A 26,361-nucleotide genomic window follows, 5' to 3' on the forward strand; every position below is an offset into this window, starting at 1 on the left:
ATATTTAATCCATAAAAGGTCAGAGCTTTCAGCAACTGATATAGTCGTAGTAGCCCCTTCCTGTGCAGTTATTGCTTTCAATATTTAGTGAGTTTCTTAAGTGTGTACTTAAGCTATCAGAGTTTATGAAGAATATCTCTTAAAAAGTGATAGAAAATAGGAAGGTTTGGAGCGGTAACAATTTTATTAATAGACATTCTGAATATATCTTTGGGATAAGATTCCTTTAGTATTTTTATAGAGGAGGGTTTCAATTTTGACAGTTGAACACGAAGCATTCAAAAATATGAAATTCGATTATAACCATTGCTTTCTTTGTGGAATAGAATTGACAAAAGATAATAAAACAGATGAACATGTTATACCTACATGGTTGCAACATAGGCATGATCTTTGGAACCAAAGGCTTACATTGCTAAACAGAACTACTATTCCATATAGACAATTAAAAATCCCCTGCTGCCAAGAGTGTAATAATGTAGCCCTCGGTAACATAGAGAAAGAAATTGAAAAGGGAGCAGTTTCTTATGAGGAATTTATTAAATTAGACAAGTGGACCGTTTTTATCTGGTTAGTAAAATTATATTATGGATTACTTTTTAAAAACCTCTCTTTAGTAGTTGATTTTAAGGACCGAGAAAAAGGTACTATAGTAACTCCTAAGCAATTATCAAAGTTTAAAATGTTACATGAGTTTCTACAATCAACTAGGGTTAATACTATATTTTCAGGTGAAGTATTTTCGTTATTCATCTTTAAACTCCACTTACACCCAAATAATGATAAAAAATTGGATTTCTTTTTTACAGACGACCATATGAGAAGTCAACTGGCTATACAAATTGGAGAAATCGGGATTATCTGTTGCATAGGGGAAGACGGAATAATTGCTCAGTCTTTAAATGATTATATAAACCCTTTCAGAGAACATAAATTACATTCAATTCAATTTAATGAACTAATAGCGAAGATTTTTTATCAACGAGTACTGCTTCAACTTGCTCCTACCTACATGCTTGTCAATGGCAAAAATGAATTCCACATAGTATCAAATATTAATTCTTTTACCGGAGAATACTTTAGGGAAACAAATTTTAAAGAATTCAGTTATGTGCTTGCTTGGCAACTTCATCGTTTTAACATAGGTATAGAGCAACTTTACTATCCAGATATTGATGCAGTATCAAGTTTTCTAATGAAAGACAATGGCAATATTCATTTATTAGACAACATGGGAGTTCCAATACCTGGTATTGGAATTAAACATCCTAAATATAAAGGACAGCTATTTCCAGCAAGGAAATAGCTAACTTAATATTTATAACTTTCCTGGCTGCGCCTATAAAATTGTATTGTCGAGCAAGCAGAATAGGGGGATAAGTTATTGTTAATACCAATGTATTAGAAGAAAAAGTCGGTTATGAAAGATGGGTTCTTAGAGAGTGTGTGATTGCTGTTGAAAACACTTTGGGGGACAAAAGTGGATAGCTAACTGGTATTCCTTAAAAGCGCGCAATATAACAAGTACCCCTAAAAAAATCGGGCTATTCCAGTATCTCGGAGCTATAGTGACTTAATAGGCTGTCTAAAAACCTTAATATGACGGGATTTTTAGAACGACTGTTTTTTTGGGAGATGTCATGTTTGACTTTTAAATTCATATCTATGAGTAGTATAATATGGATGGAGATGATTAAATTGAATGAAAACCTTCCAATAGCAAAAAAAGGCGATAAAATTCGAGTTACAAAATTTTATTCACAAGGCTGGGGGAAAACGATTTACAACGTGGGAAGTATTTGGATTGTTAAAGAAGTGAAATTAAAACCATTTGGAGTTACTTATTGTGAAGGTGCTAATGGAGTTATTCTAAATGATCATTATGAACTGTTAAAAGATGAGTAAAAATACCTCCCATATAATTATTGGAAGGTATTTTTTATTACCATGGTAATCCATCAGAGTTAGCTTCTCTATAAGATAATCCTAAGGATTGTATTTTCTTTTTTAATTCTATATTAGGATCTATATCTATAACATACACCTTAGTTCTTCTTTCTAATTTGCTTAATAATTCATCTATTTCTGGCCTGTCCACATCCCAGTAGGAACATCCTACTATTACTAGTGCATCAATATCTTTAGCCATTTGCGAGTAAAGGTGATACATTCTTGTAATCCAAGATAAATGTAGTTGAATATTATGTAAGGATGGAGAAATTATATCAGCTTCAATTCTAGGAGTTAACCATTTAGATTCAGGTATTATGTGTACACTTTGAGCATCGTTTAATGATGCAGATATACTCCAAGGATTATCAGTTACAATTATATTAGATGGTAAATCAAAATCAATTGATCCATGTGGTTTTATTAATGGAACTCTACTTAGAAGCTCGTTCGTTCCAACTCTGAAAAAGGGAGTTTCTGCTAGTATCAAAGATTTCTCAAGTATTAAATCATAGTTAAGGGAGATTCCAATAGTTAGATTTTTTCTATTTTCCTTCAACCATTTGAACCATTTCCACTCAGTCATATCATATTTATTGACCTCAAGCTGTAGGACGGAATAAGCCATAGCCAAAAATCGTCTAAGTTGTACATGCTTATCCGTAGCTATTTGGTATTTAGGATCTCTAATTTCACTATATCTTCCCAGCTTAGATAAGACTTTATTTTCTTCTTCTATATCTTTAAATGAGTCAACATATTCTTTAATAGCAAAAAAATCGGGTAAATCACTATTTAATAGATTATCTTTGATATACGGAAGGTGATCCATAAATTCGTTATTGTATTTAATGTTGAGTGAATTAAAATTTCTTAGTGGAAACGATGAATGTAATCCTAATTGTTCTATAAAATCAAGAGTAAATCCATTACCAGTTAGAAAAGCAAACTTTTTCAAAATAACACCCCTTGGATTATCAGTATTTTCCAATTATACCTTGATTTTTAGAAATATTAAACTCTAAATCTCAATGTCTTGCGGGGTGCTTTTTGGTTACAGGTGCGTTATTCATAGAAACACTTAAAAATATCTCTATATCGAATCTTCCACAATCTCGGAGCAATACAGAGTTGAAGGAAAAGCTAAAAAGATATATAGAAAGAGGAAATAAATTACATGAAATAATTAATTTGGAAAAATGTTATTACCTCCAAATTGAAGAGAGAGGGTATACATATGGCAAATAAACTAAAAAAGAAGCATATTGACTTAACCTCACTAATTGATCTAACTTTAAAAGTGCCGACTGTAAAAGTTAACAGAAAAGAATTTTTAACGAAAAAATTTGCAAATGGAGTATCTGAGGATCAGTTGAATCAAATTTTAGCAGTAGGACCATACAAAGCTGGGATTAATAGGTCTGAGCTCGATAATGTTGCAAAAGCTGTAATTCATAAAAGATCATTAAAAAGTGCTGGGCTTGGATTTGCTGCAGGTGTTCCAGGTGGATTAGCAATGGCGGGGACAATTCCGGCAGACTTATATCAGTTTTTCGGAAATTCGGTGGTTTTAGCCCAAGAATTGGCTTATTTATATGGGCATGATGACTTATGGCTTGATGAACATACCGATATGGAAGAAGCTCGTAATGAAATAATCATGTTTTTAGGAGTTATGTTTAGCGTTGCAGGAACAGCAAATGCCTTAAAGTTTATTTCAAATGGATTATCAAAACAATTGCTAAAAAAGTTACCGCAAAAAGCTCTTACAAAAACGCTTTACTACCCTATAATTAAGAAAACGCTTTTATACATTGGGATAAAAGTGAATAAAGATGTATTTGCTAAGGGCGTCGCAAAAGCGGTACCAATACTAGGAGGAGCAGTTGGTGGAACCTTAACCTATATAAGTATGCGCCCAATGGGCAACAGGCTGTATAAAGCATTATCTGAAGCATTAGTGCTATCCGAAGAAGGCTTATACGATGAATATAAGGCTATGAAAGAGTACTTCCCGGATATTATTGATATAGATTTTACGGACATAGATAATGATGATGATCCTGAAGGGGTAGCGTCAGGAAAATAAGAATTTACAACGCTAAGTATCAACTTCCTTTACTCGTGTTTTCTCAGGTAAGTAAAAGTACAGTTTTAGATACTCATTAATTTTATATATGGATTTTAGTGTTCTAACACCATCATTTATTTACTTTATCTCGAAATTGAGTCTTCATGAATAGGGAGCGTTGATCTAGAAAGGATTACGATCCTTATTGTTTAAGTTAATAACACTGCAGGTGAATGGAAGAAGCGAGGATAAGATATATGAAAACAAATGAGTTACCGAACGTGCAGATTCGAGATTTAACTCTTGATGATGTTGAAGATCGTTATTCTTGGTGTTTTGATAAAGAAGTTACAAAGCACCTAAATATGCCCGAAAAATATCCGCCATTTAGTAAAGAAGAGACTCGAAATTGGATTCAAATGTGTATTAACAAAGCAAATGGTTATGAACAAAAAGCTATTGTCACCGAAGAAGGAATACATATTGGTTGGATTGATCTGAAAAACATCGATAAGCTCAACAAACACGCTGAATTAGGCGTAGCGATAGGTAACAAAAACTACTGGGGAAAAGGCTACGGGTTATCTGCAATGTACGAAATGCTTTTGTGGGGCTTTAATGAATTAGACCTCAACAAGATTTGGCTTAGGGTTGAAATTGATAACGAAAAGGCAATCAAGTCTTATAAGAGAATGGGTTATGTCGAAGAAGGGATTTTAAGGCAAGATCGACTAAGGAATGGTGAATTCGTTGATCGTTTGAGAATGAGCATTCTCAAAAATGAGTTTTTCAATTAAAGGGAGCAAGAACTAAAAATCGCACTCGATAAGTAATTTTATTCAATGAGTTAATCAATGGTGGGTTTATTAAGGGAAGAGGTTATTTTGATGAAGGTTGGTAAAGCTCTAATTATTCTATTAGTTGCATTTTTAGTTAGTTGTAGTAATGAGGACCTTATTTCAATGGAGAAACTACTGAAGGGAGAATTCGCATCACTTTCAATGAAGAAATCTGGAACGTCAATGAATAGCAATAAAGTATTAAACGATGAGAGTAAGATTAAAAACTTTCAGTCTTTAATAAGTGCAATCCCTTTAGACAAAATTGCCCAAAATGACTTTAGAAGTATAGATGAAAAAATACGAAATTCTGGAGCTACTTCTATATCCTGGGATCTTCTTACCTCAGAAAAACCTGGGATGAACGGACTAACTTTTACTCTCTTAGAAAGTGGACAGCTAATGGTCATTGAAATTGAGGAGAATATAGGAGTTGGCTTTTACAAAACTTCTGAACCCTCTCCAGAATTATTTAAAACCATCCAAGATTTTTATGATAGTAACGTTCATAATAAGGAAATTGAAAAGGTAGACTTCTAAAATCCCATTCTTCAACTATAGTGAGCTTGATAGCTGCACTGTTGCTAAAGCTTATTGTGCTAACGGATCAGGGTTGTTCAAGTAGGAAATTGTATGCAAACCGGAATAATTTAACACTATTGGACATCTTCTTCTTATAGGGGGTGGTTAAGATCATGAAACTCTATTTTATAGGATTAGGTTTATTGTTATCTTGCGTAATTATTGGTTCAATTACATTATTAATTAATTCATCTAATGATGAAGGAAAAGTAACTGCCAACGGTAAACAGTTGGAAGAAGGTAATTTAGGACAGATGGCTGAAGGGTTAGCCGACTTTATTACAGATAATTTAAAGGAGAAAGATATAAATGGTAGACTGACCCTTATTCAAAATGATATAGACAATTTTCCAAAGTTATTGATTTATATTGACACTGTGGCTAATACCCAGAAAGAGCGCGATATTGTTGAAAGAGAGGTTAATGACATTGTTCTGTTAGCAAAAGATAAATCGATACTACAAGAAAATTTTGCTTTTGAAATCATTGTAAAAGAGCAAGGTAAGAAAAGCTAAAACAAAAGGATTTTTTAACCATCCGGTGCGTTATAGTTTCAATTGAAGATTTCTCCATACCGAGTCTTCAACAAAAGGGAGCGATAATCACCAAAAGCAATAACCTAACTTAAAATTAAAAGCTTGGATCATCATACTTGCTTCCAAGTTTTTCAAACTCTACTTTTTATTCATAATAGTGACGCCTGCTAATATGATTAGCATCGCAATCCAGTCGCTGATCAAAATGAATTCATTTACGAGGAGCGCACCTATGAGTAGTGATACAACTGGTGGTATATAGGTGACAGTAGATGCTATAACAGCTCCTAGTTGATTTACAATAACGTAATAGATTATATAAGCAAGTCCCGTTCCAATCACGCCAAGCCCTATGAGAGTTCCCGTCAAAGCGATAGAATCGGATAGAATAGCACTTATTCCTTCAAGGTCTCCAAAGATCCAAAGAATGATGATAGCGATTAGAATTTGATAGCTCGTTATCGCAGCGGGAGCGATGTTTGTTCCTGATAAAAATTTTTTGGCGTAAACGAAAGATGCTCCAACACTAAGCGATCCAATCAGCATATATATCACCCCTGATACGTCGAGTGCACTAGCTCCGCTTTCCCATGGTCTCGCGATGATGAACACACCAACCACCCCAACGATTACGCCAAGGACGCTTTTCACAGTCACCCGTTCATCTTTTAAGGCAAAGAAGGTCAAGATGGTAGAAAAGATTGGAATGGCTCCACTTAGTGCGCCTGCAATCCCAGAATTTAAAAGAGCAGTTCCTTTGGCGAAGCAATAAAAGTATACAATCGTCGCAAGAAATGACATCGCAAAGAAATGATGAACATGGGAGAAGTGACTGAATTTCAACTGTTTCTTTACGAGGGCATAGAGAAACACAGGGATGAACCCAGCTACTACTCTTAAAAACACGATTTGCAATGGACTAATATGAACGGCAGCCCATTTCATGAATAGAAAATTGGTTCCCCAGATGATTCCTAAGGACAAGTATGCTAAGTAAAAGATATTGAATGTTTTGGCTTTTTGTCCGCTCACAATGGTTGCACTCCTTTTGCCAAGTATTACAATATACAATATACTAAATCCAACAATCAGAAAAACAGATTATTTCGATAGATTCAATCGATATATCCGATTATAAGGGGTGGAAGATGGATACGAAGCAACTTGTGACATTCGTAACTGCAGCTGAAACGCTTAACTTTACAAAAGCAGCCAACATGCTAAATTTTGCTCAGTCTAGTGTAACGGCGCAAATTAAATCACTGGAAGAAGAGCTAGAGCGTCCTTTGTTTGAACGGTTAGGAAAGCGACTAACGCTAACAGCGGCAGGAAAGGAGTTTAAAGTTTATGCAGAAAGACTCATTCTGTTGAGGGAGGAAGCGAAGAATGCAATCAGTGGAAATAATGAGTCGTCTGGAACACTCGTGATTGGAGCGCAAGAAAGTCAATGTACGTATCGATTGCCGCCTATCTTAAAGGAATTTAAAGACCTTTATCCGGATGTTAAACTCACCTTTAAACCTGCTAATTCAGATGAGTCAGCTCGAGAAGAATTAATGAACGGACTACTTGATGTTGCATTCATAATGGATGTTACAAAACCTGAAGAGTCACTTCGAATACAGCCTCTGATACAAGAAGAGATCAAATTAGTGGCAGCACCCAATCATCCGTTGGCGAAAAGGAAAGAGATTGATCCTAAAGATATTGAAGGTGAAACGTTACTGCTTACAGAAATGGGATGCTCTTATCGGACACTTTTAGAAAATTCGTGTTCGGCTGCCAACATCTATCCATTGAATAAGTTTGAATTCGTAAGTATTGAGGCCATCAAGCAATGTGTTATGGCAGGATTAGGTATCACAGCACTCCCAACGATGGTTGTAGAAAAAGACATTGAAGCAGGAAGAATGGTAGAGTTGAGCTGGAATCATGCCATTCCACCAATTTTTACCCACATTGCATGGCATAAGGATAAATGGATGACCCCACCACTGAAAGCTTTTATCAAATTAACTCAGAATCATTTTACTAAGGTTTAATTAGGATGAAGTGTTATTCCGCAAAAGGGAGCGAACGTTAAGTAAGGTTTCCTTGCAGCTATTTCATTATTTAAGAGCAACCCAGGAATAAAGGGAGGTTATCATTGAAAATGGAAGTTGCAAAAAAGAAGAAAAACCAAAAAATAGCTGGTGCAATACTACTTGTGATAGTAATAGTTTTGTCCCCATTTTTGCATGATCATTTTAAAGCATTAACTTTATTAATAACTACGATTATTATATATGCTATTGTCATGTTCATTGTTGGGCTATTATCAAAAGAAGAAAAGTCTTAACCTTAAGACAGAAGGATTGTTTTTTACCAACGTCCAGTATCTCGGAGCGATTCTAACTTTTCTACGAAATAAATTGTTAGGAGGTCTTAATGAATAAATGGTATACACCGCTTATTTTAGGAATTGTAATCTTCTTTTTAGGATATTTATCTAGTGGATTTTCAATAGGTATATCAATGGGGCTAGGTGCACTTACAATTTCTGTAGTTATTTATGTTGTGTATAAATTTAAAAAACGGTCGAATTCACATAACGATACCGATTGAACTTCAAGTAAAGGGAGCGATAGTTATAAAAAACGGGAACCCCAGCAACGGGCGGGGTTCCCATTTTTAGTTAATTTATCAACAATAACCTTTGACATAGCTAAAACAAAAATACAAAGCTCTTATCGAGTTTTATTTTACATATTATTAAAAATGAATGTTTCTTTCATAGGTCTACCGTTTTTCTCTTTTGTCCAAATAACCTCTATTTCTAGTTCAGATGCTTTTTCTGCTAATGGGAAATGATATGTATAAGGTTTTCCTTTTTTCATCTGATTTGCTAAAGAAATCGCTCTATTATGATTTATTTTGTTACAATCGTTGTCATCAGGACACCAATAAAGTGAGTATTTAACAGTAGAATTAGGTTCATCTCTATACATATTAATTTTGACTGTATGTAGGTCATCCCCAACGCTTTCAACTTTTAAGGAATAAGCATTATATTCCCCTGTTTTGGGTTTAGTCGGTCCTTTTTCTCCTAGCAGATCTTCTTCTATTTTTACAGACCAATTCTTTGATGTTTGTTTTATAGGCAGTTCATCAAAGGTTAAAGCTTTCGTTTCGGTATTTGTTGAAAGATTACTGAAAAGAAATATTGTCATTGTGGTAAGTATGATCTTCTTAATCACGTCCACCCCCAAGATTTAGATACAGGTATTATTCTCTAAAACGAGGGATGTATGTAGAACTTGTTAGCGGATTAAAGATAATTAAAGCGTTAGTTCTGAAATTATTTACTTAAAGATTGTTGCTTTTTAATATAACGAGATTTTCAGCATAGGGAGCGCTACATTAAAAAGTTGGGTCCTTTTTTTAGGTAGCATCTTACAGTTACTTCAGGACATCCTAATAAAAGGGAGGGATGTTCAGTGGTATTCAAAATTATGTTATCTTTATTATTTTTATTTCATATTACATCAATCGCTTCTGCTGAAACGCCAATCAAAGCAGCTTTTATAAGGGACCATCAATTATGGATAAAAGAGGGAAATGAAGAATCACAGCTTACAACAAATCAGCATATATACACTCCAAAGTGGTCATATGATGGCAGATTTATTGCTTATTTAGTTGGTGATGCTCTTGGTGAGAATACTAATTTGTTTATTTACGATTCAAAGACAGAAGAAAGTTATCAGCCGTACCAGACCATTGAAACTAGAAATTTTCAATGGTCTCCTGTATCAAATCAATTAGCCTACATCTCTGTTGGTGTGCTTAACGTAACAAAAATCAGGAATGGACGGCCATATGGATTTGAGAATGTCTCGCTAGGCGTTAGTGATTTTGCTTGGTTTCCGAATGAAAACGAGTTTATCGTCTCTTCGCAATCAAATTTATTGCCTACAGGGTGGGAGCCTGTTCAATTATTTAAAATACCAGTAGATGCTAATCTTAATTCCGACAAAATAAAACCGTTTTATACTATTCCAACAAATACACCTGACTTGTTTGCCATCAATGCTGAGTATTTTAAGTGGAGCACAGATGGAAAATGGGTTAGTTTTCTTGCAACTCCAACTGCTTCCTGGGCGAATGACAGCAATACTCTATGTGTACTTTCTTCTAAAGGAGAACAATTTCAGAATGTAGGAAAGATGCTTTGGTATAAAGACTGGATAAAGTGGGCTCCAAATAAAAATATACTAGCATACATCTCGGGAGAGGGTAGGTTTTTTGTTAAGAATAAAAACACTGCCGTTGCCGATATTCCAATTTTGAACGAACAGATGGAGTATACACCAAGAGGATATGTTGATCTTGATTTAGATTGGTTTTCCTCAGACACTATTATTGTTGCTCGAGCAAAAGAGAATAAGGAGTGGAAGCAAGGTCCGGTTCCAACAATGTTTACGAGTCTATACGCTTTAAATATAAAGTCGAATGTGCAAAAGCAAATTTCCTATCCAAAAGAAAATGAACTAGACCTCAAACCTCAAGCTGTAAAGACAAAGATTATTTGGTTTAGAAAAAGTATAAATAATAATCAGGGAAATGTATGGATTAAATACAAATTAAATGGTCCAGAACATATATGGATTCGGAATGTTGACTCCGCTCCTGTTCTTTTCTCATAAGAATAAGGTTAATATAGACTGATTCTTTATTATTCTTTGGTAACGGAGCAAGGTTATTTAAGTAAGAAATTGTGTACACATAAGAATAATTTAACATTCTTGGACATCTTCTTTATATAGAGGTGGTGTAAGATGAAGAGATTCTACTTTATAGGGGTGGGTTTATTATTATCCTTCGTATTTATTGATTCATTTACATTATTAGATGACGCATCCAGTAATGAAGGAAAAGTAATTGCCAACGTTATAAAGTCGAACGAAGGTAATTTAGGAATAATAACTGAAGAGTTAGCAGAATTTATTGCAGACAGTTTAAAGGAGAAAGGTATAAATGGAAGACTGGTCCTTATTCAAAATGATATAGAGGTTTCTCCAAAGTTCCTGATTTATATTGACTCTGTGGCTTATACTCAGGAAGAGCGCGCAATTGTTGAAACAGAGGTTAATGACATTGTTCAGATAGCAAAAGATACATCGATACTACCAGAAAATTTTGCTTTTGAAATTATTGTAAAAGCACAAGGTAAGATAAGCTAAGAAGAAGCAAACGGGTGGGTAGTTATAGATTTAATGGGAGAAACCAGTCTTCAAGAATCGGGAGCAAGATTCTGTAACAAGAATTGTGCTTTTTCTTAATGTAAGGACCGACGATTACCCACTTGGGATCGCTCATTTTTATGCCATTTCATTAATTAAGGAATAGTTGATAAATTAGTGACTAATATTAAATCCCAAAAGGAAAAGTGGAGATCTTATGAAATATCAATTTTGTGTTTTTCTATTCATAATAATATTTTTTGTTGTGGGCACTCCCAGTGCCAACGCTGAGTTTACAGGTTTATTCGGACGACCAAACTCTGTAACTTTTCAAGGAGAAAATTCAAATTGGACAGTTATGTATCGTATGTATCTTACAGGAACTGAAACTGATTATGACATCAAAATAATATACAAAGGGAATAACGATAATATCAATAATTCGTCTAATATACACTATTCAATTGAGGATGGACAGAGTACTTTAGCAGGAGTGTTTTCTTTGAACGATTCAAATGTGTTTAAAAAAAAGAGAAGTAATTGTGAAGGATGTATATATTTAGATAAAGAAAATGAAATAAAAATCATTATAGGTGAATGGACAGATTATAAAGAAAGTCTTATCTTGAAAAGACTTAAGCCTAATTGAAATTTTCTAGCTAATCTTCAACAATAGGGAGCGTTTACTTAAAAAAAGTAGGGGTTCTATGTAGATTTAGGAAATTTTATTGAATAATCATTTGAGTATTATAAGAAATAAACCTTGTGGGAACACTACTCTGACAGTATTGTGAAAAGAGGTAGTGTGAATGAAGAATTTTTTGCGTTTATTAATGGTATTAACTTTACTTATATTATTTCCATTTGGGTCATTGGGGATTCAGGCTAAAGAAATCAATAAGAATATTAAAATTGCAGAACTCACTAATAAGGTTGATTTTGAAGTTTTCTCTCCTGACAAAATCCTCAAGGATAGTACATTGGAGATTAAAACTTACTCTAAATCGGATATTAATAATGTCACTCAAGTCAGATTACATTATATAAACAAAGCTGATCAGGTTTTATTATTTGGAATTGAACAAAGTAAGATATCAAATATGTCTTTAAATTATTCATTTTATAATGGAGAAAAGGTTGATATAAATGGGGAAAAAGGTTATTTCAAGCCATTTATTAATGCCTCAGGAGGTATACTTTCCTGGGTTCAAGATGGAACTTATATAGAGATGGATAGCAGCAGGAAGTCTAAAGAAGAAATGATGATAATTGCAAGGTCAATGAAAGCTGTTAAGCAAAATTCTATTCACCCTAGCACTAAAAAGTTGGGATTGCTTGTGCTAAGTAATGATATTCAAGGTTATAAGTAGCTTCTTCAGGAAACGGGAGCGTTGACCTAAAAAGGATTACGCATCTTTACCTTAAATACATAACAGTTTTCTTGGATTAGGAGTGAATCAATTTGTTGCGCTTTATCACCATCGATATAAATAAACATAGTGAAGTTGCAATTGGTTTTCGTAAAGACTCCTTTGCAGCTAGTTTTGGGAATGCATCGGGTTTTGGAGATGAAAAGAAATACTTGAATTGGTTAGAGATAATGGTAAAAGACTTTCCAAATGGGTTCGTTATGGTAGAAAAGGATAATAGACTAATTGGACAACTAGAATTAACTATAAAAGAATACAAAGATAGAAAAATCGGTTATGTAAATCTTTATTACTTAGTTCCAGAGATCCGCGGAAATGGTATAGGAAAGGAACTACACAAATACGCATGCAGCTTTTTTAGAAGTCAAAACCTTAATGAGTTTCATTTAAGAGTGTCACCTACTAATACCTCTGCTTTGAAGTTTTATCAAAAACTAGGTATGGAAGAGATAGGACAAGAGTTGGATGGTAAAGTAATTAGAATGAAGGGGTTTTTATAACCCTCTTACTCAATAAAAGGGAGCTTATCTAAAATAAGATAGGCTCCTTTTAAATGCAAGAGGAACTTAAGTATTTACTTTAACTGGTTAATCTAGTCGTGTAAAATCACTTTGAGAGAGCTATAAATAGAAATGTTGGAGGTATTGATGGTTTTAGAAACAAAAACAAGTGCTTTACATATTTTGAAAGGTAATTGGATGAAGGTAGTGAGTTTGGTTTTAATTACTTATCTCCTTATCTCACTAACAGGAGCAGACTTCTCTAGATTGTCATTTCAAAAAGGTGGGTTAAGTTTTAGTCCACTTAGCTTTTCAAGTTCAGTAAACATAGTGGGTATTGTTTTAGGATCACTTTTGGGGAGTATACTCTTCTTTGCAATGGTAGATATGATTTACCATCTAAAACACAATAGGAAGAAGAGTTACGTTAAATTTTTTTCATATGGTTTTAAGAATAAAACTCTTATTATTAAAGGGTTCATATTCATAGTTGTCAATCGAACCTTACAACTAATCGTAGCAATATGTATTGGTGGTACTCTCTTAAACTTGACGTTGATGGTCGATCCTATCAGGGCAGGAGTATTACTGTTAATATCGTTAGTGTCTGGTTGGTTGTACTTAGGGTTATCACAATGTATGTTTATTCTTTATAACAACCCAACTGTAAGATTTTCGAAGTGTCTTTTTATGAGCATAAGTATGATGAGAAGGAATAAATTTAAGCTTATAGTCTTATACATAAGTTTCATTGGCTGGTTTTCATTAGGTTTAATAGTTTTCATTGTGGGAGTATTGTGGAGCATTGCCTATTTTAAAGTTTCTAGGTTTGAATTTTATGAAGCAATAAAATCATAAAGAACTTTCATTAAAGGGAGCTTACCCTTAATAAGGTAAGCTCCCATAGTTACTGTAATGGATTGCGTTCTAAATCTTGAAATAATCCGATACGATTACCATATGGATCTCTAAAAGAGCACCAAGCTGCTGGTACGCCATCACGCGTATTTACTTCTTCTATTTCAACCTTCAATAAATTTATTAATCGTTTGCGTTCTTTGTGTATGTTTTCAACACCTAGCCTCAGAGGTCCATTACCCTCCGTTGGTTCACCTTTCGCTAATTGTAGCCAAGTTCCTTTTACCATTTCCCATTCAGCAAAATCCTCGTGAGGAATGAAATCTGGCTTACGTTTAAATAATGTTTCATACCATTGAATCCCCTTTTCATAACTACTTACACGTACCTGAAACGTAACGCCTGTCAAAACTGTCATTACACCATCTCCTAATAATATTAAAGTGATTTCTAATTTCTAACGCTGTTTCCTGTCTATCGTACTGAACACCTAGAAGCTTGTATTGTAAAAATCGGACATTGTTATAGTGGAAGGGTTCTTGCCAAGGCGTTTTTTAAAATCCTTAATTAAATGAGATTGATCATAATACTCTAAAGTTCCTTCGGTTGAGCATTTATATAGTATATCTGCTAATACTTTTTGGAAGCGAATCACCTGACTAAATTTTTTCGGACTTAAACCAATTCGTTCTTCAAAAAGGCGATTCATTTTCCTTTTTCCAACTACCTCTAGTGTGCTAAGTTCTTCAACTGTTACTGTTCCACTACTAGCAGTGATTTGATGGAGAAGGTTATTAAGTAGGTGGTCTTGAGCGTGTACTTCATTGTTCAATAACACTTTTGAAAAAATTTCATTTGATGACCTGATCAAATCACTAATTCCGTGTGTATGTTGGTGTTTGTCTCGAAGAGGATTGATTATAGAGGAATGCATTTGCCCCAATTCCAATATTTTTCCCGCTGTATCTTTTGCCTTTTCAAGCACAAAATATGCAGAAGCCCCCGGATAAAAACGAATTCCAAAAGTTTGTATCGTTGTGTTAAAGTGTTCGGTGATTTTAAATCGATTCTCAAATATCCCATAGTACCTCATAGAGCTTGTTTTGCTTAAGGAATCGTACTCAATAACAATATCCGTGCATCCATCTGGAATGATTTCATATGTATATTCAGTTACCTGCAAATCAAACGGGGTTGCACTCCAATAACAACAAATAAATGGGCGTAGCAACGGGCTTGGTTTGTATTCTTGATAGTGCGTATATGGGCTAGGCATAATTGTAGGTTGGTACAAATCGTATCGTGAAATTTAGTTCACCTTCTCTCAACAATTTCTCTACTCATATTAATTCAAGTAATAGAAACCATTTCCTTCGTAAATTCGATTAGCAACAATATGCTATGATAATATTTCGTTTTTCAGAAACGGGAGCGATGATCTAAAAAGGATTGCTCTTCCTTTTGTTTAATTAACTTACTAGGCATTACATTTTAAAAGCAAGGGTTGATAAAATGAGGAAGATCTTATTCCTATTATTATTTTCATTACTACTTGGGGGTTGCAATTACACACCTTCTGATAGTGATATAGTTGTTGGTTTGGGGAGTGAAATCACTAACCTCACTACCTTTGAATTATTCCTGGACAATGTTAAAGAAGGTAACGAAGATAAGATAAGAATTGTAAGTTATACAGACGAAGGAGATCCAATAATTAAAGATGTTAGTTATGACGGTAGCTCCATTTATGCTGAGACAGATACAACAAGGGATAAGTTCGGAACAAGTAGAGTTGAGAGGATATCCTGTAATTCAATTGACTCAAAAGTAACTGTAACTCCTGAAAAGAGTGAGGAATATTTTTTAAATGAGTGCGAACCATCTCAACCCGGTGGGAACTTATGGTCACATCTCCTAACAGTTTATGAAGTATCTAATTAAGCAATCGGGAGCGAATCCATAATAAATATCTTTCCCTTTTTATATCTCTTTAAATAAGGAGTAAAACAATCAAAGAAACTAAAGAGCGCGCGTATTGGATAAGAAGCGAGCGCTCTATTTATAATTTTGATAGGCTATAACAAAAGGGGGTGAAAAAACATAAACAATACATTCTATCCCAGCAAATGGGTTGGGCTTATCCCCTGTATGATAGGGTTGCTTTTTTTAGGGTTGATGCTAACAATGACAGACTCTGAAACGACTCTCTTTGGGTGGTTTTCATTTGGAGTGTCAATTATATCTTTCCTGTTAATAGGGATTTTCCATTTGAGAGGGAAAATGCAAAAAATAATATTTACTAGTGAAATCTTTAAAATAAGAAATCTACTAGATAAAGATTTGCAATATAAATGGGGAGAAATAACTTATATCACCTATACCCGAAAGTACCTGAAATTGATACCTGTGTGGATCATCATAGGAGAAACAGTATATAGTTATAAGCAAACTACTTTGGTCGGCTACAATAATAAGAAATTTATTTCTGCACTTATTACATATGCTTCAAATGCAAGAATAAACGAAAGTGTAAATAAAAGAATAAAGAAATTCAAGAAGTAAGATAAAGGTCATATGTAATTAAAGGGAGTAAGCGCGGGATAGCTAGTGCAAGCTTCTCGAACAAGTAGTAAGGGGCTGACAAAATGAAGAGCTTCATTCCTTTGTTTTTGGTTATTACTATCATACTAGCCTCTTGTAGCAAAGATCCGTTAATTACAAAGCAATATACTGAAGCTAAGGTAGTTAACATTAATTCGGGTGAGGTTTTGTATGAAACTAACAATCAAAATCGAGTTGAAGAAATAATTCGCCAGATAAATACTTCTAAGAGAACAGACACCTGGGATGCCATAGGTTCAAGTTATATGCTGGTTTTGAAAAATGGGGAAGATACTCTAGAAGCCACATACTATAATGGCACTAAACGGGTTGGTGAAGTATCAGTAAATGGTTACCACGTTAATACTAGGTTTAGGTTAATGGATGAATTCTAATCGTTAAACAATCGGGAGCGATAATCACCAAAAGCAATAACCTAACTTAAAATTAAAAGCTTGGATCACCATACCTGCTTCCAAGTTTTTTAAACTCTACTTTTTATTCATAATAGTGACGCCTGCTAATATGATTAGCATCGCAATCCAGTCGCTGATCAAAATGAGTTCATTTACGAGGAGCGCGCCTATGAGTAGTGATACAACTGGTGGTATATAGGTGACAGTAGATGCTATAACAGCTCCTAGTTGATTTACAATAACGTAATAGATTATATAAGCAAGTCCCGTTCCAATCACGCCAAGCCCTATGAGAATTCCCGTCAACGCGATAGAATCGGATTGAATCGCGCTTATTCCTTCAAGGTCTCCAAAGATCCAAAGAATGATGATAGCGATTAGAATTTGATAGCTCGTTATCGCAGCGGGAGCGATGTTTGTTCCTGATAAAAATTTTTTGGCGTAAACGAAAGATGCTCCAACACTAAGCGATCCAATCAGCATATATATCACCCCTGATACGTCGAGTGCACTAGCTCCGCTTTCCCATGGTCTCGCGATGATGAACACACCAACCACCCCAACGATTACGCCAAGGACGCTTTTCACAGTCACCCGTTCATCTTTTAAGGCAAAGAAGGTCAAGATGGTAGAAAAGATTGGAATGGCTCCACTTAGTGCGCCTGCAATCCCAGAATTTAAAAGAGCAGTTCCTTTGGCGAAGCAATAAAAGTATACAATCGTCGCAAGAAATGACATCGCAAAGAAATGATGAACATGGGAGAAGTGACTGAATTTCAACTGTTTCTTTACGAGGGCATAGAGAAACACAGGGATGAACCCAGCTACTACTCTTAAAAACACGATTTGCAATGGACTAATATGAACGGCAGCCCATTTCATGAATAGAAAATTGGTTCCCCAGATGATTCCTAGGGACAAGTATGCTAAGTAAAAGATATTGAATGTTTTGGCTTTTTGTCCGCTCACAATGGTTGCACTCCTTTTGCCAAGTATTACAATATACAATATACTAAATCCAACAATCAGAAAAACAGATTATTTCGATAGATTCAATCGATATATCCGATTATAAGGGGTGGAAGATGGATACGAAGCAACTTGTGACATTCGTAACTGCAGCTGAAACGCTTAACTTTACAAAAGCAGCCAACATGCTAAATTTTGCTCAGTCTAGTGTAACGGCGCAAATTAAATCACTGGAAGAAGAGCTAGAGCGTCCTTTGTTTGAACGGTTAGGAAAGCGACTAACGCTAACAGCGGCAGGAAAGGAGTTTAAAGTTTATGCAGAAAGACTCATTCTGTTGAGGGAGGAAGCGAAGAATGCAATCAGTGGAAATAATGAGTCGTCTGGAACACTCGTGATTGGAGCTCAAGAAAGTCAATGTACGTATCGATTGCCGCCTATCTTAAAGGAATTTAAAGACCTTTATCCCGATGTTAAACTCACCTTTAAACCTGCTAATTCAGATGAATTAGCTCGAGAAGAATTAATGAACGGACTACTAGATGTTGCATTCATAATGGATGTTACAAAACCTGAAGAGTCACTTCGAATACAGCCTCTGATACAAGAAGAGATCAAATTAGTGGCAGCACCCAATCATCCGTTGGCGAAAAGGAAAGAGATTGATCCTAAAGATATTGAAGGTGAAACGTTACTGCTTACAGAAATGGGATGCTCTTATCGGACACTTTTAGAAAATTCGTGTTCGGCTGCCAACATCTATCCATTGAATAAGTTTGAATTCGTAAGTATTGAGGCCATCAAGCAATGTGTTATGGCAGGATTAGGAATCACAGCACTCCCAACGATGGTTGTAGAAAAAGACATTGAAGCAGGAAGAATGGTAGAGTTGAGCTGGAACCATGCCATTCCACCAATTTTTACTCACATTGCATGGCATAAGGATAAATGGATGACCCCACCACTGAAAGCTTTTATCAAATTAACTCAGAATCATTTTACTAAGGTTTAATTAGGATGAAGTGTTATTCCGCTAAAGGGAGCGGTTCTTCAATAAAAGTCGTTATAATTTTTTTATTGGTACTTGATAGAAAATTCAGTAATACAACACAGTAATGGAGTGGTTATTGATTCTTAATTTAGATGGAACAGAAGAAGAATACTTAAAATATCGGCATGGTTATCCACCTGAATTATTAGAAAAATTGAAGCGATACAATGTAGGTATAGAAGGTCAGCATGTACTTGACATTGGAACCGCTAATGGTTTGTTTGCTAGAGACATAGCAAGGCAAGGGTGCAGGGTAACTGGTATTGATATATCTTCTGAATTAATCAATCAGGCGCAGCAAATCAACGTAAAGGATCGACTTCCTATTGAGTATCATGAAGGAGACGTGGAAAATATTCCGCAGGAAAATTCATCCTTTAAGGTTGTCACGGCTGTTTACTGTTGGCATTGGTTTAATAAATTTAAAGTTGCAAAAGAAGTTCATCGTGTACTTGAAAAAGAGGGGCGTTTAGCCATTATTAATTACGAATGGGTTCCTTCGAGACATGAAATATCCAGAGAAACTCAAGCCCTAATAGAAGAGTTTAATCCTCAAACGTATAAAACAAACGAGACTAAAATGTTTCCGGAATGGGTTGAAGACTTATACGATGCAGGTTTTTCAGAGGTTGAGACCTTCTCTTTCGACACTTGTGTACCTTATTCTATAAAAAGTTGGATAGGACGTATTCAAGCTAGCCCTGAGATAGGAGGGGAGCTTAGCACGGAAAAAGTTGATGTATTTAGTACCAAACTTGAAAATCTTTTAAGAAGCCGTGCAAGCAAAACTTTCAAAATCCCATATAGGGCTTTTGCTATCGTGGGAAGAAAGTAAAGAAAGTTAAGAAAGTCTAGACTGATTAATACGGTAAGGACTTAGAGGCGTGGTACATATTGTTATAAGTGTTAAATTTTGGCGTTTTGCCATTATTCTAGATGAAGAAGAAATTGGTTATTTATGGTTTTAATTAAAGGGAGCAAAGCTGTAGTATTTGAGGAGAAGAAATTCATATGGAGGGTTTTAATTGGTTCAGATTAATGGGAAGAAAGTTCTTTTACTGAAAGCAGAAGGTACAGATATTGATAAATTATATTTCTGGAAGTATGAGGAAAAGGAACAAGAAGCTAAAAAGTGGAATGGTCCATACATAACAGAAGAAAAAGTATCTAAAGATGAATACAGAAATGAGTGGGCACAAGAAATATACCCGGGTATGCCTGCTTCTCTAGCTATAGTAGTAGATGGCAAAACGATTGGCTATGTTGGTTCTTATTGGGTAGATAAAAATACGGATTGGTTAGAAACAGGTATCGTGATTTATGATAAGGATTATTGGAATGGTGGATATGGTAGTGAAGCCTATAAGCTTTGGATTGATTATCTTTTTCAAAATACGAAATTACACCGCCTGGGTATGTCTACTTGGTCGGGGAATGTAAGAATGATTAAAGTTGCTGAAAAGTTAGGAATGAAAGAAGAAGCAAGAATTAGAGAAGCAAGGAGAGTAAATGCCAAATATTTTGATGCAGTAAAGATGGGGGTTTTACGTAAAGAGTGGAATCGGTTGAGGGCAGACAATCTCATTAGGATTTAGAGAACTATTAACAATCTTTAAATTATCTAGATATCGAGTCTTCAACTATCGGGAGCGATTACCACATACTTAGGTAATCGCTCTTTCAAGTAAATTATTTATTAGACAATTAGAGGAGATTTAGAGATGAAGCGAGTAGATGTGGTTTATGCTTTTATTTTTGATCCATTAAAACAAAAAGTATTAATGGTGAACAATGCGCATTCAACTTGGTCTTTGCCAGGTGGAGCAGTTGAATTAGGAGAAACATTAGAACAAGGAGTTATTCGTGAAACAAAAGAGGAGACTGGTTTAGAAATTGAAGCAGGACCAATTCTAGCAGTTAATGAAGCGTTATTCACAAAGCAGCAACATCACGGTTTAATGTTTACATTTCAAGCTACTGTTATTGATGGAGAGGTTCAAATTGAAGATAAGAATGAGATTTCTGAGATACAGTGGGTCATTAATACTGCTAACGAGTTATTGCCCTACCATAAAAATGGAGTAGAAGAATTAATGAAATCTTCTTCAACTTACACTTTTCAGGGGAGTGTTAACTAGCAAGCTAGGGAATAAAAGGATTAACTCTCTTTTCTAAATGGCAGGATTGTGAACAAACAATATAGGTCGGTTTGTAGTTAATGGCTATTATCCGATAAACTGGGTTTATTCTAATAGTTTAAGGTGGGTATAATTTATGAAGAACAGCTTATTATTAGCTATCATTACTTTATTTACAATCTGTTTAGTCTTGATGTTAGGCTCAATAAATGTTCGATTGGATGAAGTTGCGGACGGTGGCATAGATCACGGGGGTTATCTAAGCCAAATTCCCTTATTAGTTTATTTATTTTTGATTATACAGGTGGCTATTACTGTTTATACTTTAAGGAATAGCGAGATATCAGATGATTGATAAACAATCGGGAGCGATCATTGTACATCAAGACGGGTACAGCTAAAGCCAATGCTATTCAATGAATTTATAAAAGAAGGTGAGTAGATATGACAACAAATAAAGTAGCTTGGAAACAAGATAGGATACTAGCTGCAAACTCAGGTGATAACCCAATGGTCTTAGCTAAAATGAAGAGTGGATTCGCAGTAATGGGTGATACTCAATTTTTACCTGGATACTGTGTTCTGTTGCCTTCAATTGAAGTTAATACACTAAATGATCTAGATATAAAACAAAGAAGTGAGTACCTACTGGATATGAGTATAATAGGTGACGCAATAAGCGTTGTATGCGATCCAAAGAGGGTTAATTATTCGATTTATGGAAATACCGATGCCTACTTACACGCACATATTTTCCCTAGATACGAATGGGAACCCGCCGAAAATCTCCCTAAACCAGTTTGGGAATACCCTAAAGAGAAATGGACTAATAGTAGATACCTGTACTCTGATGTCGAACATTTGTCCTTAAAAGAAAACCTAATAGAAAAGTTAGATGAACTAACCAAACAATTATACTAGTGCTCAATCGGGAGCGCATACGGCAAAAATATACAGGAATATTCTTTAGAATGAAAGGTGATTATGAATGGATAATAGAGTAACAGGTTTATTACTCATAGGTTTTTCTTTATTAACAGCAGTTATTGCATATGGTTTCGATCAAATGTCAAATGCAGTTAAAGAATCTGCGGGTTTTATTAAAGCTGGGGGCACCCTTGGTTCAAGTGATCCAAGCGTCCCTCTAATTTCAATAATATTAATCTTAATAACCGTTCTTATAGGTGTATACATAATCAAAAAAAAATAAGTTTATTAAACAATCGGGAGCTTATCCAAAATTATGGATGAGCTTCCTTTTCAATGAAATAAAGATTGAGTTAGTCATATTGGTTTGAAATAATTGGTATAAGGTTTTTGAAATTATGATTGTAACGACTAAGGTGGGTGAGTTGAAATCGACAAAGTTTTGAAGAAACTAAATGAAATAGAAATAGGAGATGTTGGAATAGAAATATATTCTACCAAAGAAGAGATACATAAACTTTCATTTAATAGTAATCTTATCGTACCGCTTGCATCTGTAGCAAAAGTTGCTATAGGCTTTTGTGTGGCAAAATGGATAAAAGATGGAGGAATTGCGTGGGATGACAGCGTCAAAGACATTTCCTTTAATCCGAATGAAAATAGTACAGAACTATATCCTCACTTTCAATCAAGAAGAACTCTACCTTTAAGGGAAGCTGTTGAAGTTATGATTGCTTGTCACGATAGTTTTGTGGCTGCGAGCATTGTGGAATTTTGTGGTGGCTGGGAAAAAGTGAACAACCAATTACAATCCTATTATCCATCGATAAATGTTACTGAGGATCCAAGGGATGCTCAAAACCAGGTCCAACTAGGCCAAATGTTTGATTTAATGCTCAACGTTTTTCAAGAGTACAAGAGGTATCCTCTGTTATGGACACCAATCATTAATGGTTTAATAAGACAAAAGGAAGATATAGAGGGCATACCCCCACATCATCTAAACCATATGACAGGTGGATTAGAAAATGTTGCTGTGAATATTGGGATAATAGGTGATTTCAATAATTATCCCTACGTATTTGTTTTAGGTGCTACTAATTTACCTAATCGGAATAGTAATCAGGTTGCCGATAACAAGATCATTGAAGCAATAAATTTAATTTATGATGCATACAAGGCAGCACAATAAGTCTTTGTTCCGATAAAATAGGGAGATTAAGAGGAAGAGCTGCATAATACTAACTATGGTAATAAAAGTGCGTTTTTAAATTAATTAGACAAAAAACAGTGATAAAGAATTAACAATGGGGGTTATTATGATAAGTTTCAAAGATTCCACAAAGAAGGTTACCGAGAGTGGAACAGATACGGCAATTTTATCTGTAGGTGCAACAGAACAATTTGGACCATTTCTACCTATGCACTTAGATACTCTAATTGCCGAAAAATATGCTGTTTCTTTTGGTGAAATTTTAAATGCTTACGTGTTACCTACGATTCCATTTAACACTTCAGAAGAACATGCAAATTGTAAGGGTACCGTTACGGTGAGCCCTAATGTTCTAACATCAATGATAGAAGAGATTATTGTAAATCTAACTAGACAAGGGTTTAAAAAGTTTGTTCTATGTAACGGACATGGCGGCGCATATTGGGAGTCTTCATTTGTTAAGCATATGAATTTCAAATATCCAGATATAATCTTAATTACTACATATCATCATCTAGCCTGGGAAGGTGCTTTGAAAGAGGCTGGTATTGAAGGATTAAAAGAAAGACATGCGGGCTTTTTATCTGTATGTACTGCAATGTGGTTATGTCCTGAATTAGTAACGATAGAGCCTATGGGGTCTGATGTTCCTATAGAAAATAACAAATTTGCTGATTACGTCTTTTGGGACAAACTCACAAAGGATGGATGTTGGGGTGAATTTAAAAAAGATGAATACTCTCTTGATCAACTTGCAAGCATAGGTGAAACTTTTTGGACTTCTTTTATTTCAAAAAGAGGTGAGAATTTAAAGGGAACTCTCGAAGAAGCTTATCGTTTAAAGAAATCTTAAAAAATTACTTTCTTCCACAATCGGGAGCACTTATTGAAAGAATAGAACAGGAAAGGAACTAGTGAATGAAAGAGATAGTATTTGTTACTACCAACAAAGGGAAGATTGCTTCTGCACAGAAAGATTTAAGGAATATAAAAGTTCTTCCTATTGATGCAGAATTAATTGAACCAAGAAGTGAAGATATTAGGGAGATTGCAAAACATAAGGTATTACAAGCGTATAAGATTGTGCAAAGACCATGCATAGCCTTAGATTCTGGTTTTTTTATCTCAGAGTTAAACGGATTCCCAAAAGCCTATGTGAATCACATGCTTGAGACCATTGGTATTAAGGATGTCTTAAAATTATTGGGAAATGAGGAGAACCGACAAAGTGAGTTTAGGGCATGTTTAGCTTATTACGATGGTGAAGAAATGAAATTCTTTGAAAGTAAATCTCCTGGTACCATTTCAACTCATGTTAAAGGCACAGACAATGAAAAGAAATGGTCGGATCTTTGGTACATATTTATTCCAGAGCACTTTGAGAAAACATTAGCTGAATTTGATGATGAAGATTTTATTAAGTATAACAACATTAAAGAAGACAGTAGTATCATCAAATTCGGAAAGTGGTATAATAATAGGTTTTAAAAGAGGATAGGTTATTAAACAATAGGGAGCTTATTCAAAATCAAGGATAAGCTCTTTTCTTATGTAAAATACGATTGAGTTAGTCATAGGGGTTTGTAATAATTAGGGTTGAGTTGTGGTTAGCTGAGGATGAAAGTTAGAAATAAGGGGATCGGAGGGAGTCGACCTTGTATACTTTAATTGAACATACACCATTTTATATTTGGGGAATTTTAATGCTAATTGGCACCTTTTATTTAATATATTTCGTTCGAAAAAAAGTCAAAGGGATTCTAATTTTTAAGGTTGTAACGATATTACTTTTTTTAAGTTTATCAGTTATGGCTTTACTAATAGAAATATTCCCTGATGTAGTATACTTTATGTTTAAATATATTCTTCCTCTACTAGGAATAATGTATATTCTTTTGGGGATTTATAACAAAATTCTGCTTAGGAGAGAGAAAGAGAATACTATATGGTAAAAAAACGAAGAAGTTGGGTAGTTTTAGAAGTCTTGTTCCAATAACGGGAGCGTGTCAGTAATAGATAAATGTCAAAAAGAGAAAAATAAGGTGGGAGTTATGCACCAATTAATTAATACAGCACTCCAATCTTTCTTCCCAGAGTATAACGATCTGATAGTTGAAGGCGAGCTGCACATTGGAAGTTGGAATAAAGATCTGCACTATAAAATTAGTGTGAATAACAAATATTATTCTATAAGGTTTATTGGTAATAATCGCTCCTTTAATAATGTGTTTGGAGAAATAACCGATGAAATTCTAACTGAGCAGATAAGATACACCGATTATCTAAATCAACAGGGAATACCTTTTATGGAAAATATCATTTCTATAGCTGGAGATCGATTTGTTTCCGTTGAATGGAAAGGTAGTATTTATCGCGTAGTGTTATTCAAGTGGGTTGAAGGCAAACATATAACCGCATGTACAAATAGTTTTACTAAACTTGTAGGCAATACAGTCAGAAATATTCATACTGTTTCCCGGAATTTTAGCAGTTCTGTCTTTGTACAGGAATCACATTTAACGGGTTATACCAAGTTTATATCTCAAATTAAACACAAACGTGATACTACAAAACTCTCCCCTGATATAGCCAGAATACTAAATTCTTATCTACATATAGCTGAAAACCATATCATTACATCGAAACCAGAGTTGGATTTCATTGTTCAGTCGGATTTAAATCCTTTAAATATGCTATGGGACAATAAAAACGAACTAGCAGGTATTGTTGATTTTGAATCAATAGGCTACACAGATCGGATTGAAGGGTTAGCTTGGTTAATCAAGTGGTACTCCCGGATCGATGGAATAGGATCAACTCAAATGTCACCAGATTTAGCTAAAACATTGTTTGATTCCTATATGTTTGAAAAAGCCTTTTCTTTCAAAGAAAAGGATCGCTTACATTCTCTTTTGTGGTTGTCTGGCTGCATGAATTGGAACTTTGTGAAAAAAACAATAGAAATCATAGATTTACAAGATGAGACTACCTTAAAACAACATATTAGTTTCTATATAAAGCGTGGAGAGAAGTTAAAGTCATTACTTTCTCAAATGTAGA

34 protein-coding genes are annotated in these 26,361 nt (G+C 34.7%); 28 read left to right on the forward strand and 6 right to left on the reverse strand.

What is annotated here, in order from left to right:
• Nucleotides 1-256 precede the first annotated feature (256 nt).
• Nucleotides 257-1,306 carry a hypothetical protein gene (locus ACXADT_RS12425; protein ID WP_474835373.1) on the forward strand — a complete coding sequence of 350 codons (1,050 nt, stop codon included), beginning with the start codon at nucleotides 257-259 and terminating at the stop codon, nucleotides 1,304-1,306.
• Between the two features lie 392 nt (nucleotides 1,307-1,698).
• A complete protein-coding gene (locus ACXADT_RS12430; protein WP_474835375.1) occupies nucleotides 1,699-1,905 on the forward strand; it encodes a hypothetical protein in 207 nt (68 codons plus the stop codon).
• A gap of 37 nt (nucleotides 1,906-1,942) precedes the next feature.
• On the opposite strand, the gene ACXADT_RS12435 is transcribed toward ACXADT_RS12430, so the two are convergent.
• Nucleotides 1,943-2,908 (reverse strand): SIR2 family protein, encoded by a 966-nt coding sequence (locus ACXADT_RS12435; protein ID WP_474835377.1) that lies wholly within the window; start codon nucleotides 2,906-2,908, stop codon nucleotides 1,943-1,945.
• Between the two features lie 279 nt (nucleotides 2,909-3,187).
• Here ACXADT_RS12435 and ACXADT_RS12440 point away from each other — a divergent pair, with 279 nt between their 5' ends.
• From ACXADT_RS12440 to ACXADT_RS12455, 4 genes are all read left to right on the forward strand, one after another.
• Nucleotides 3,188-4,039, forward strand: coding sequence for a bacteriochlorophyll 4-vinyl reductase (locus tag ACXADT_RS12440; RefSeq protein ID WP_474835379.1), 852 nt, complete (start codon nucleotides 3,188-3,190; stop codon nucleotides 4,037-4,039).
• Nucleotides 4,040-4,278: 239 nt separating this feature from the next.
• The gene (locus tag ACXADT_RS12445) at nucleotides 4,279-4,818 is read left to right on the forward strand and encodes a GNAT family N-acetyltransferase (RefSeq protein ID WP_474835381.1); all 540 of its coding nucleotides are present in this window, start codon (nucleotides 4,279-4,281) and stop codon (nucleotides 4,816-4,818) included.
• A 90-nt stretch (nucleotides 4,819-4,908) separates the two neighbouring features.
• Nucleotides 4,909-5,400: a hypothetical protein gene (locus tag ACXADT_RS12450; protein WP_474835383.1), complete on the forward strand. Its 492-nt coding sequence runs from the start codon at nucleotides 4,909-4,911 to the stop codon at nucleotides 5,398-5,400.
• Between the two features lie 155 nt (nucleotides 5,401-5,555).
• Complete coding sequence (locus tag ACXADT_RS12455) at nucleotides 5,556-5,957, forward strand: hypothetical protein (protein WP_474835385.1); 402 nt, start codon at nucleotides 5,556-5,558, stop codon at nucleotides 5,955-5,957.
• 159 nt (nucleotides 5,958-6,116) lie between these two features.
• Here ACXADT_RS12455 and ACXADT_RS12460 read toward each other — a convergent pair whose 3' ends face one another.
• Nucleotides 6,117-7,010, reverse strand: a complete 894-nt coding sequence (locus tag ACXADT_RS12460) for a DMT family transporter (protein WP_474835840.1) — start codon at nucleotides 7,008-7,010, stop codon at nucleotides 6,117-6,119.
• A gap of 116 nt (nucleotides 7,011-7,126) precedes the next feature.
• Here ACXADT_RS12460 and ACXADT_RS12465 point away from each other — a divergent pair, with 116 nt between their 5' ends.
• The 3 genes from ACXADT_RS12465 to ACXADT_RS12475 all read left to right on the forward strand — a co-directional run bounded on the left by ACXADT_RS12465 (nucleotide 7,127) and on the right by ACXADT_RS12475 (nucleotide 8,582).
• The gene (locus ACXADT_RS12465) at nucleotides 7,127-8,020 is read left to right on the forward strand and encodes a LysR family transcriptional regulator (RefSeq protein ID WP_474835842.1); all 894 of its coding nucleotides are present in this window, start codon (nucleotides 7,127-7,129) and stop codon (nucleotides 8,018-8,020) included.
• Between the two features lie 104 nt (nucleotides 8,021-8,124).
• A complete protein-coding gene (locus tag ACXADT_RS12470) occupies nucleotides 8,125-8,316 on the forward strand; it encodes a hypothetical protein (protein ID WP_474835496.1) in 192 nt (63 codons plus the stop codon).
• 89 nt (nucleotides 8,317-8,405) lie between these two features.
• Nucleotides 8,406-8,582: a hypothetical protein gene (locus ACXADT_RS12475; protein WP_474835494.1), complete on the forward strand. Its 177-nt coding sequence runs from the start codon at nucleotides 8,406-8,408 to the stop codon at nucleotides 8,580-8,582.
• Between the two features lie 137 nt (nucleotides 8,583-8,719).
• Here the strand turns inward: ACXADT_RS12475 and ACXADT_RS12480 are convergent, their stop codons facing one another.
• Nucleotides 8,720-9,214: a hypothetical protein gene (locus tag ACXADT_RS12480; RefSeq protein WP_474835492.1), complete on the reverse strand. Its 495-nt coding sequence runs from the start codon at nucleotides 9,212-9,214 to the stop codon at nucleotides 8,720-8,722.
• 240 nt (nucleotides 9,215-9,454) lie between these two features.
• Here ACXADT_RS12480 and ACXADT_RS12485 point away from each other — a divergent pair, with 240 nt between their 5' ends.
• From ACXADT_RS12485 to ACXADT_RS12510, 6 genes are all read left to right on the forward strand, one after another.
• Entirely contained in the window at nucleotides 9,455-10,663 is a 1,209-nt protein-coding gene (locus ACXADT_RS12485; protein WP_474835490.1) for a translocation protein TolB, read from the forward strand.
• A gap of 132 nt (nucleotides 10,664-10,795) precedes the next feature.
• The gene (locus ACXADT_RS12490) at nucleotides 10,796-11,200 is read left to right on the forward strand and encodes a hypothetical protein (RefSeq protein WP_474835488.1); all 405 of its coding nucleotides are present in this window, start codon (nucleotides 10,796-10,798) and stop codon (nucleotides 11,198-11,200) included.
• 217 nt (nucleotides 11,201-11,417) lie between these two features.
• A complete protein-coding gene (locus ACXADT_RS12495) occupies nucleotides 11,418-11,849 on the forward strand; it encodes a hypothetical protein (RefSeq protein WP_474835486.1) in 432 nt (143 codons plus the stop codon).
• 160 nt (nucleotides 11,850-12,009) lie between these two features.
• A complete protein-coding gene (locus ACXADT_RS12500; RefSeq protein WP_474835484.1) occupies nucleotides 12,010-12,570 on the forward strand; it encodes a hypothetical protein in 561 nt (186 codons plus the stop codon).
• 92 nt (nucleotides 12,571-12,662) lie between these two features.
• Entirely contained in the window at nucleotides 12,663-13,130 is a 468-nt protein-coding gene (locus tag ACXADT_RS12505) for a GNAT family N-acetyltransferase (protein ID WP_474835844.1), read from the forward strand.
• A gap of 147 nt (nucleotides 13,131-13,277) precedes the next feature.
• Nucleotides 13,278-13,988 carry a DUF975 family protein gene (locus ACXADT_RS12510; protein WP_474835504.1) on the forward strand — a complete coding sequence of 237 codons (711 nt, stop codon included), beginning with the start codon at nucleotides 13,278-13,280 and terminating at the stop codon, nucleotides 13,986-13,988.
• 49 nt (nucleotides 13,989-14,037) lie between these two features.
• On the opposite strand, the gene ACXADT_RS12515 is transcribed toward ACXADT_RS12510, so the two are convergent.
• Nucleotides 14,038-14,406, reverse strand: coding sequence for a VOC family protein (locus ACXADT_RS12515; protein WP_474835502.1), 369 nt, complete (start codon nucleotides 14,404-14,406; stop codon nucleotides 14,038-14,040).
• Between the two features lie 72 nt (nucleotides 14,407-14,478).
• Nucleotides 14,479-15,282, reverse strand: a complete 804-nt coding sequence (locus tag ACXADT_RS12520) for a DUF6597 domain-containing transcriptional factor (RefSeq protein WP_474835500.1) — start codon at nucleotides 15,280-15,282, stop codon at nucleotides 14,479-14,481.
• A gap of 218 nt (nucleotides 15,283-15,500) precedes the next feature.
• On the opposite strand from ACXADT_RS12520, the gene ACXADT_RS12525 reads away from it, so the two are divergent.
• Complete coding sequence (locus tag ACXADT_RS12525) at nucleotides 15,501-15,929, forward strand: DUF4362 domain-containing protein (RefSeq protein WP_474835498.1); 429 nt, start codon at nucleotides 15,501-15,503, stop codon at nucleotides 15,927-15,929.
• 704 nt (nucleotides 15,930-16,633) lie between these two features.
• Nucleotides 16,634-16,984, forward strand: a complete 351-nt coding sequence (locus ACXADT_RS12530; RefSeq protein ID WP_270182336.1) for a hypothetical protein — start codon at nucleotides 16,634-16,636, stop codon at nucleotides 16,982-16,984.
• A gap of 96 nt (nucleotides 16,985-17,080) precedes the next feature.
• Here ACXADT_RS12530 and ACXADT_RS12535 read toward each other — a convergent pair whose 3' ends face one another.
• A complete protein-coding gene (locus ACXADT_RS12535; protein ID WP_474835846.1) occupies nucleotides 17,081-17,974 on the reverse strand; it encodes a DMT family transporter in 894 nt (297 codons plus the stop codon).
• Between the two features lie 116 nt (nucleotides 17,975-18,090).
• On the opposite strand from ACXADT_RS12535, the gene ACXADT_RS12540 reads away from it, so the two are divergent.
• The 11 genes from ACXADT_RS12540 (at nucleotide 18,091) to ACXADT_RS12590 (ending at nucleotide 26,360) form a co-directional block, all read left to right on the forward strand.
• Nucleotides 18,091-18,984 (forward strand): LysR family transcriptional regulator, encoded by an 894-nt coding sequence (locus tag ACXADT_RS12540; protein ID WP_474835848.1) that lies wholly within the window; start codon nucleotides 18,091-18,093, stop codon nucleotides 18,982-18,984.
• Nucleotides 18,985-19,099: 115 nt separating this feature from the next.
• Nucleotides 19,100-19,858 (forward strand): class I SAM-dependent methyltransferase, encoded by a 759-nt coding sequence (locus tag ACXADT_RS12545; RefSeq protein WP_474831373.1) that lies wholly within the window; start codon nucleotides 19,100-19,102, stop codon nucleotides 19,856-19,858.
• Nucleotides 19,859-20,048: 190 nt separating this feature from the next.
• The gene (locus ACXADT_RS12550; RefSeq protein ID WP_474831374.1) at nucleotides 20,049-20,618 is read left to right on the forward strand and encodes a GNAT family N-acetyltransferase; all 570 of its coding nucleotides are present in this window, start codon (nucleotides 20,049-20,051) and stop codon (nucleotides 20,616-20,618) included.
• A gap of 126 nt (nucleotides 20,619-20,744) precedes the next feature.
• Nucleotides 20,745-21,161 (forward strand): NUDIX hydrolase, encoded by a 417-nt coding sequence (locus tag ACXADT_RS12555; RefSeq protein WP_474831376.1) that lies wholly within the window; start codon nucleotides 20,745-20,747, stop codon nucleotides 21,159-21,161.
• A gap of 136 nt (nucleotides 21,162-21,297) precedes the next feature.
• The gene (locus ACXADT_RS12560; RefSeq protein WP_474831377.1) at nucleotides 21,298-21,516 is read left to right on the forward strand and encodes a hypothetical protein; all 219 of its coding nucleotides are present in this window, start codon (nucleotides 21,298-21,300) and stop codon (nucleotides 21,514-21,516) included.
• An 89-nt stretch (nucleotides 21,517-21,605) separates the two neighbouring features.
• Nucleotides 21,606-22,082, forward strand: coding sequence for an HIT family protein (locus tag ACXADT_RS12565; RefSeq protein WP_474831379.1), 477 nt, complete (start codon nucleotides 21,606-21,608; stop codon nucleotides 22,080-22,082).
• Nucleotides 22,083-22,149: 67 nt separating this feature from the next.
• A complete protein-coding gene (locus ACXADT_RS12570; protein WP_474831381.1) occupies nucleotides 22,150-22,371 on the forward strand; it encodes a hypothetical protein in 222 nt (73 codons plus the stop codon).
• 147 nt (nucleotides 22,372-22,518) lie between these two features.
• Complete coding sequence (locus ACXADT_RS12575; RefSeq protein WP_474834531.1) at nucleotides 22,519-23,280, forward strand: serine hydrolase; 762 nt, start codon at nucleotides 22,519-22,521, stop codon at nucleotides 23,278-23,280.
• Between the two features lie 127 nt (nucleotides 23,281-23,407).
• Nucleotides 23,408-24,154 (forward strand): creatininase family protein, encoded by a 747-nt coding sequence (locus ACXADT_RS12580; RefSeq protein ID WP_474831382.1) that lies wholly within the window; start codon nucleotides 23,408-23,410, stop codon nucleotides 24,152-24,154.
• A gap of 65 nt (nucleotides 24,155-24,219) precedes the next feature.
• Nucleotides 24,220-24,789: a non-canonical purine NTP pyrophosphatase gene (locus ACXADT_RS12585; protein ID WP_474831384.1), complete on the forward strand. Its 570-nt coding sequence runs from the start codon at nucleotides 24,220-24,222 to the stop codon at nucleotides 24,787-24,789.
• A gap of 563 nt (nucleotides 24,790-25,352) precedes the next feature.
• Entirely contained in the window at nucleotides 25,353-26,360 is a 1,008-nt protein-coding gene (locus ACXADT_RS12590; RefSeq protein ID WP_474831385.1) for a phosphotransferase, read from the forward strand.
• The last annotated feature ends 1 nt before the right edge of the window (nucleotide 26,361 follow it).

This window comes from Anaerobacillus sp. ABR4_321, from assembly GCF_056158505.1.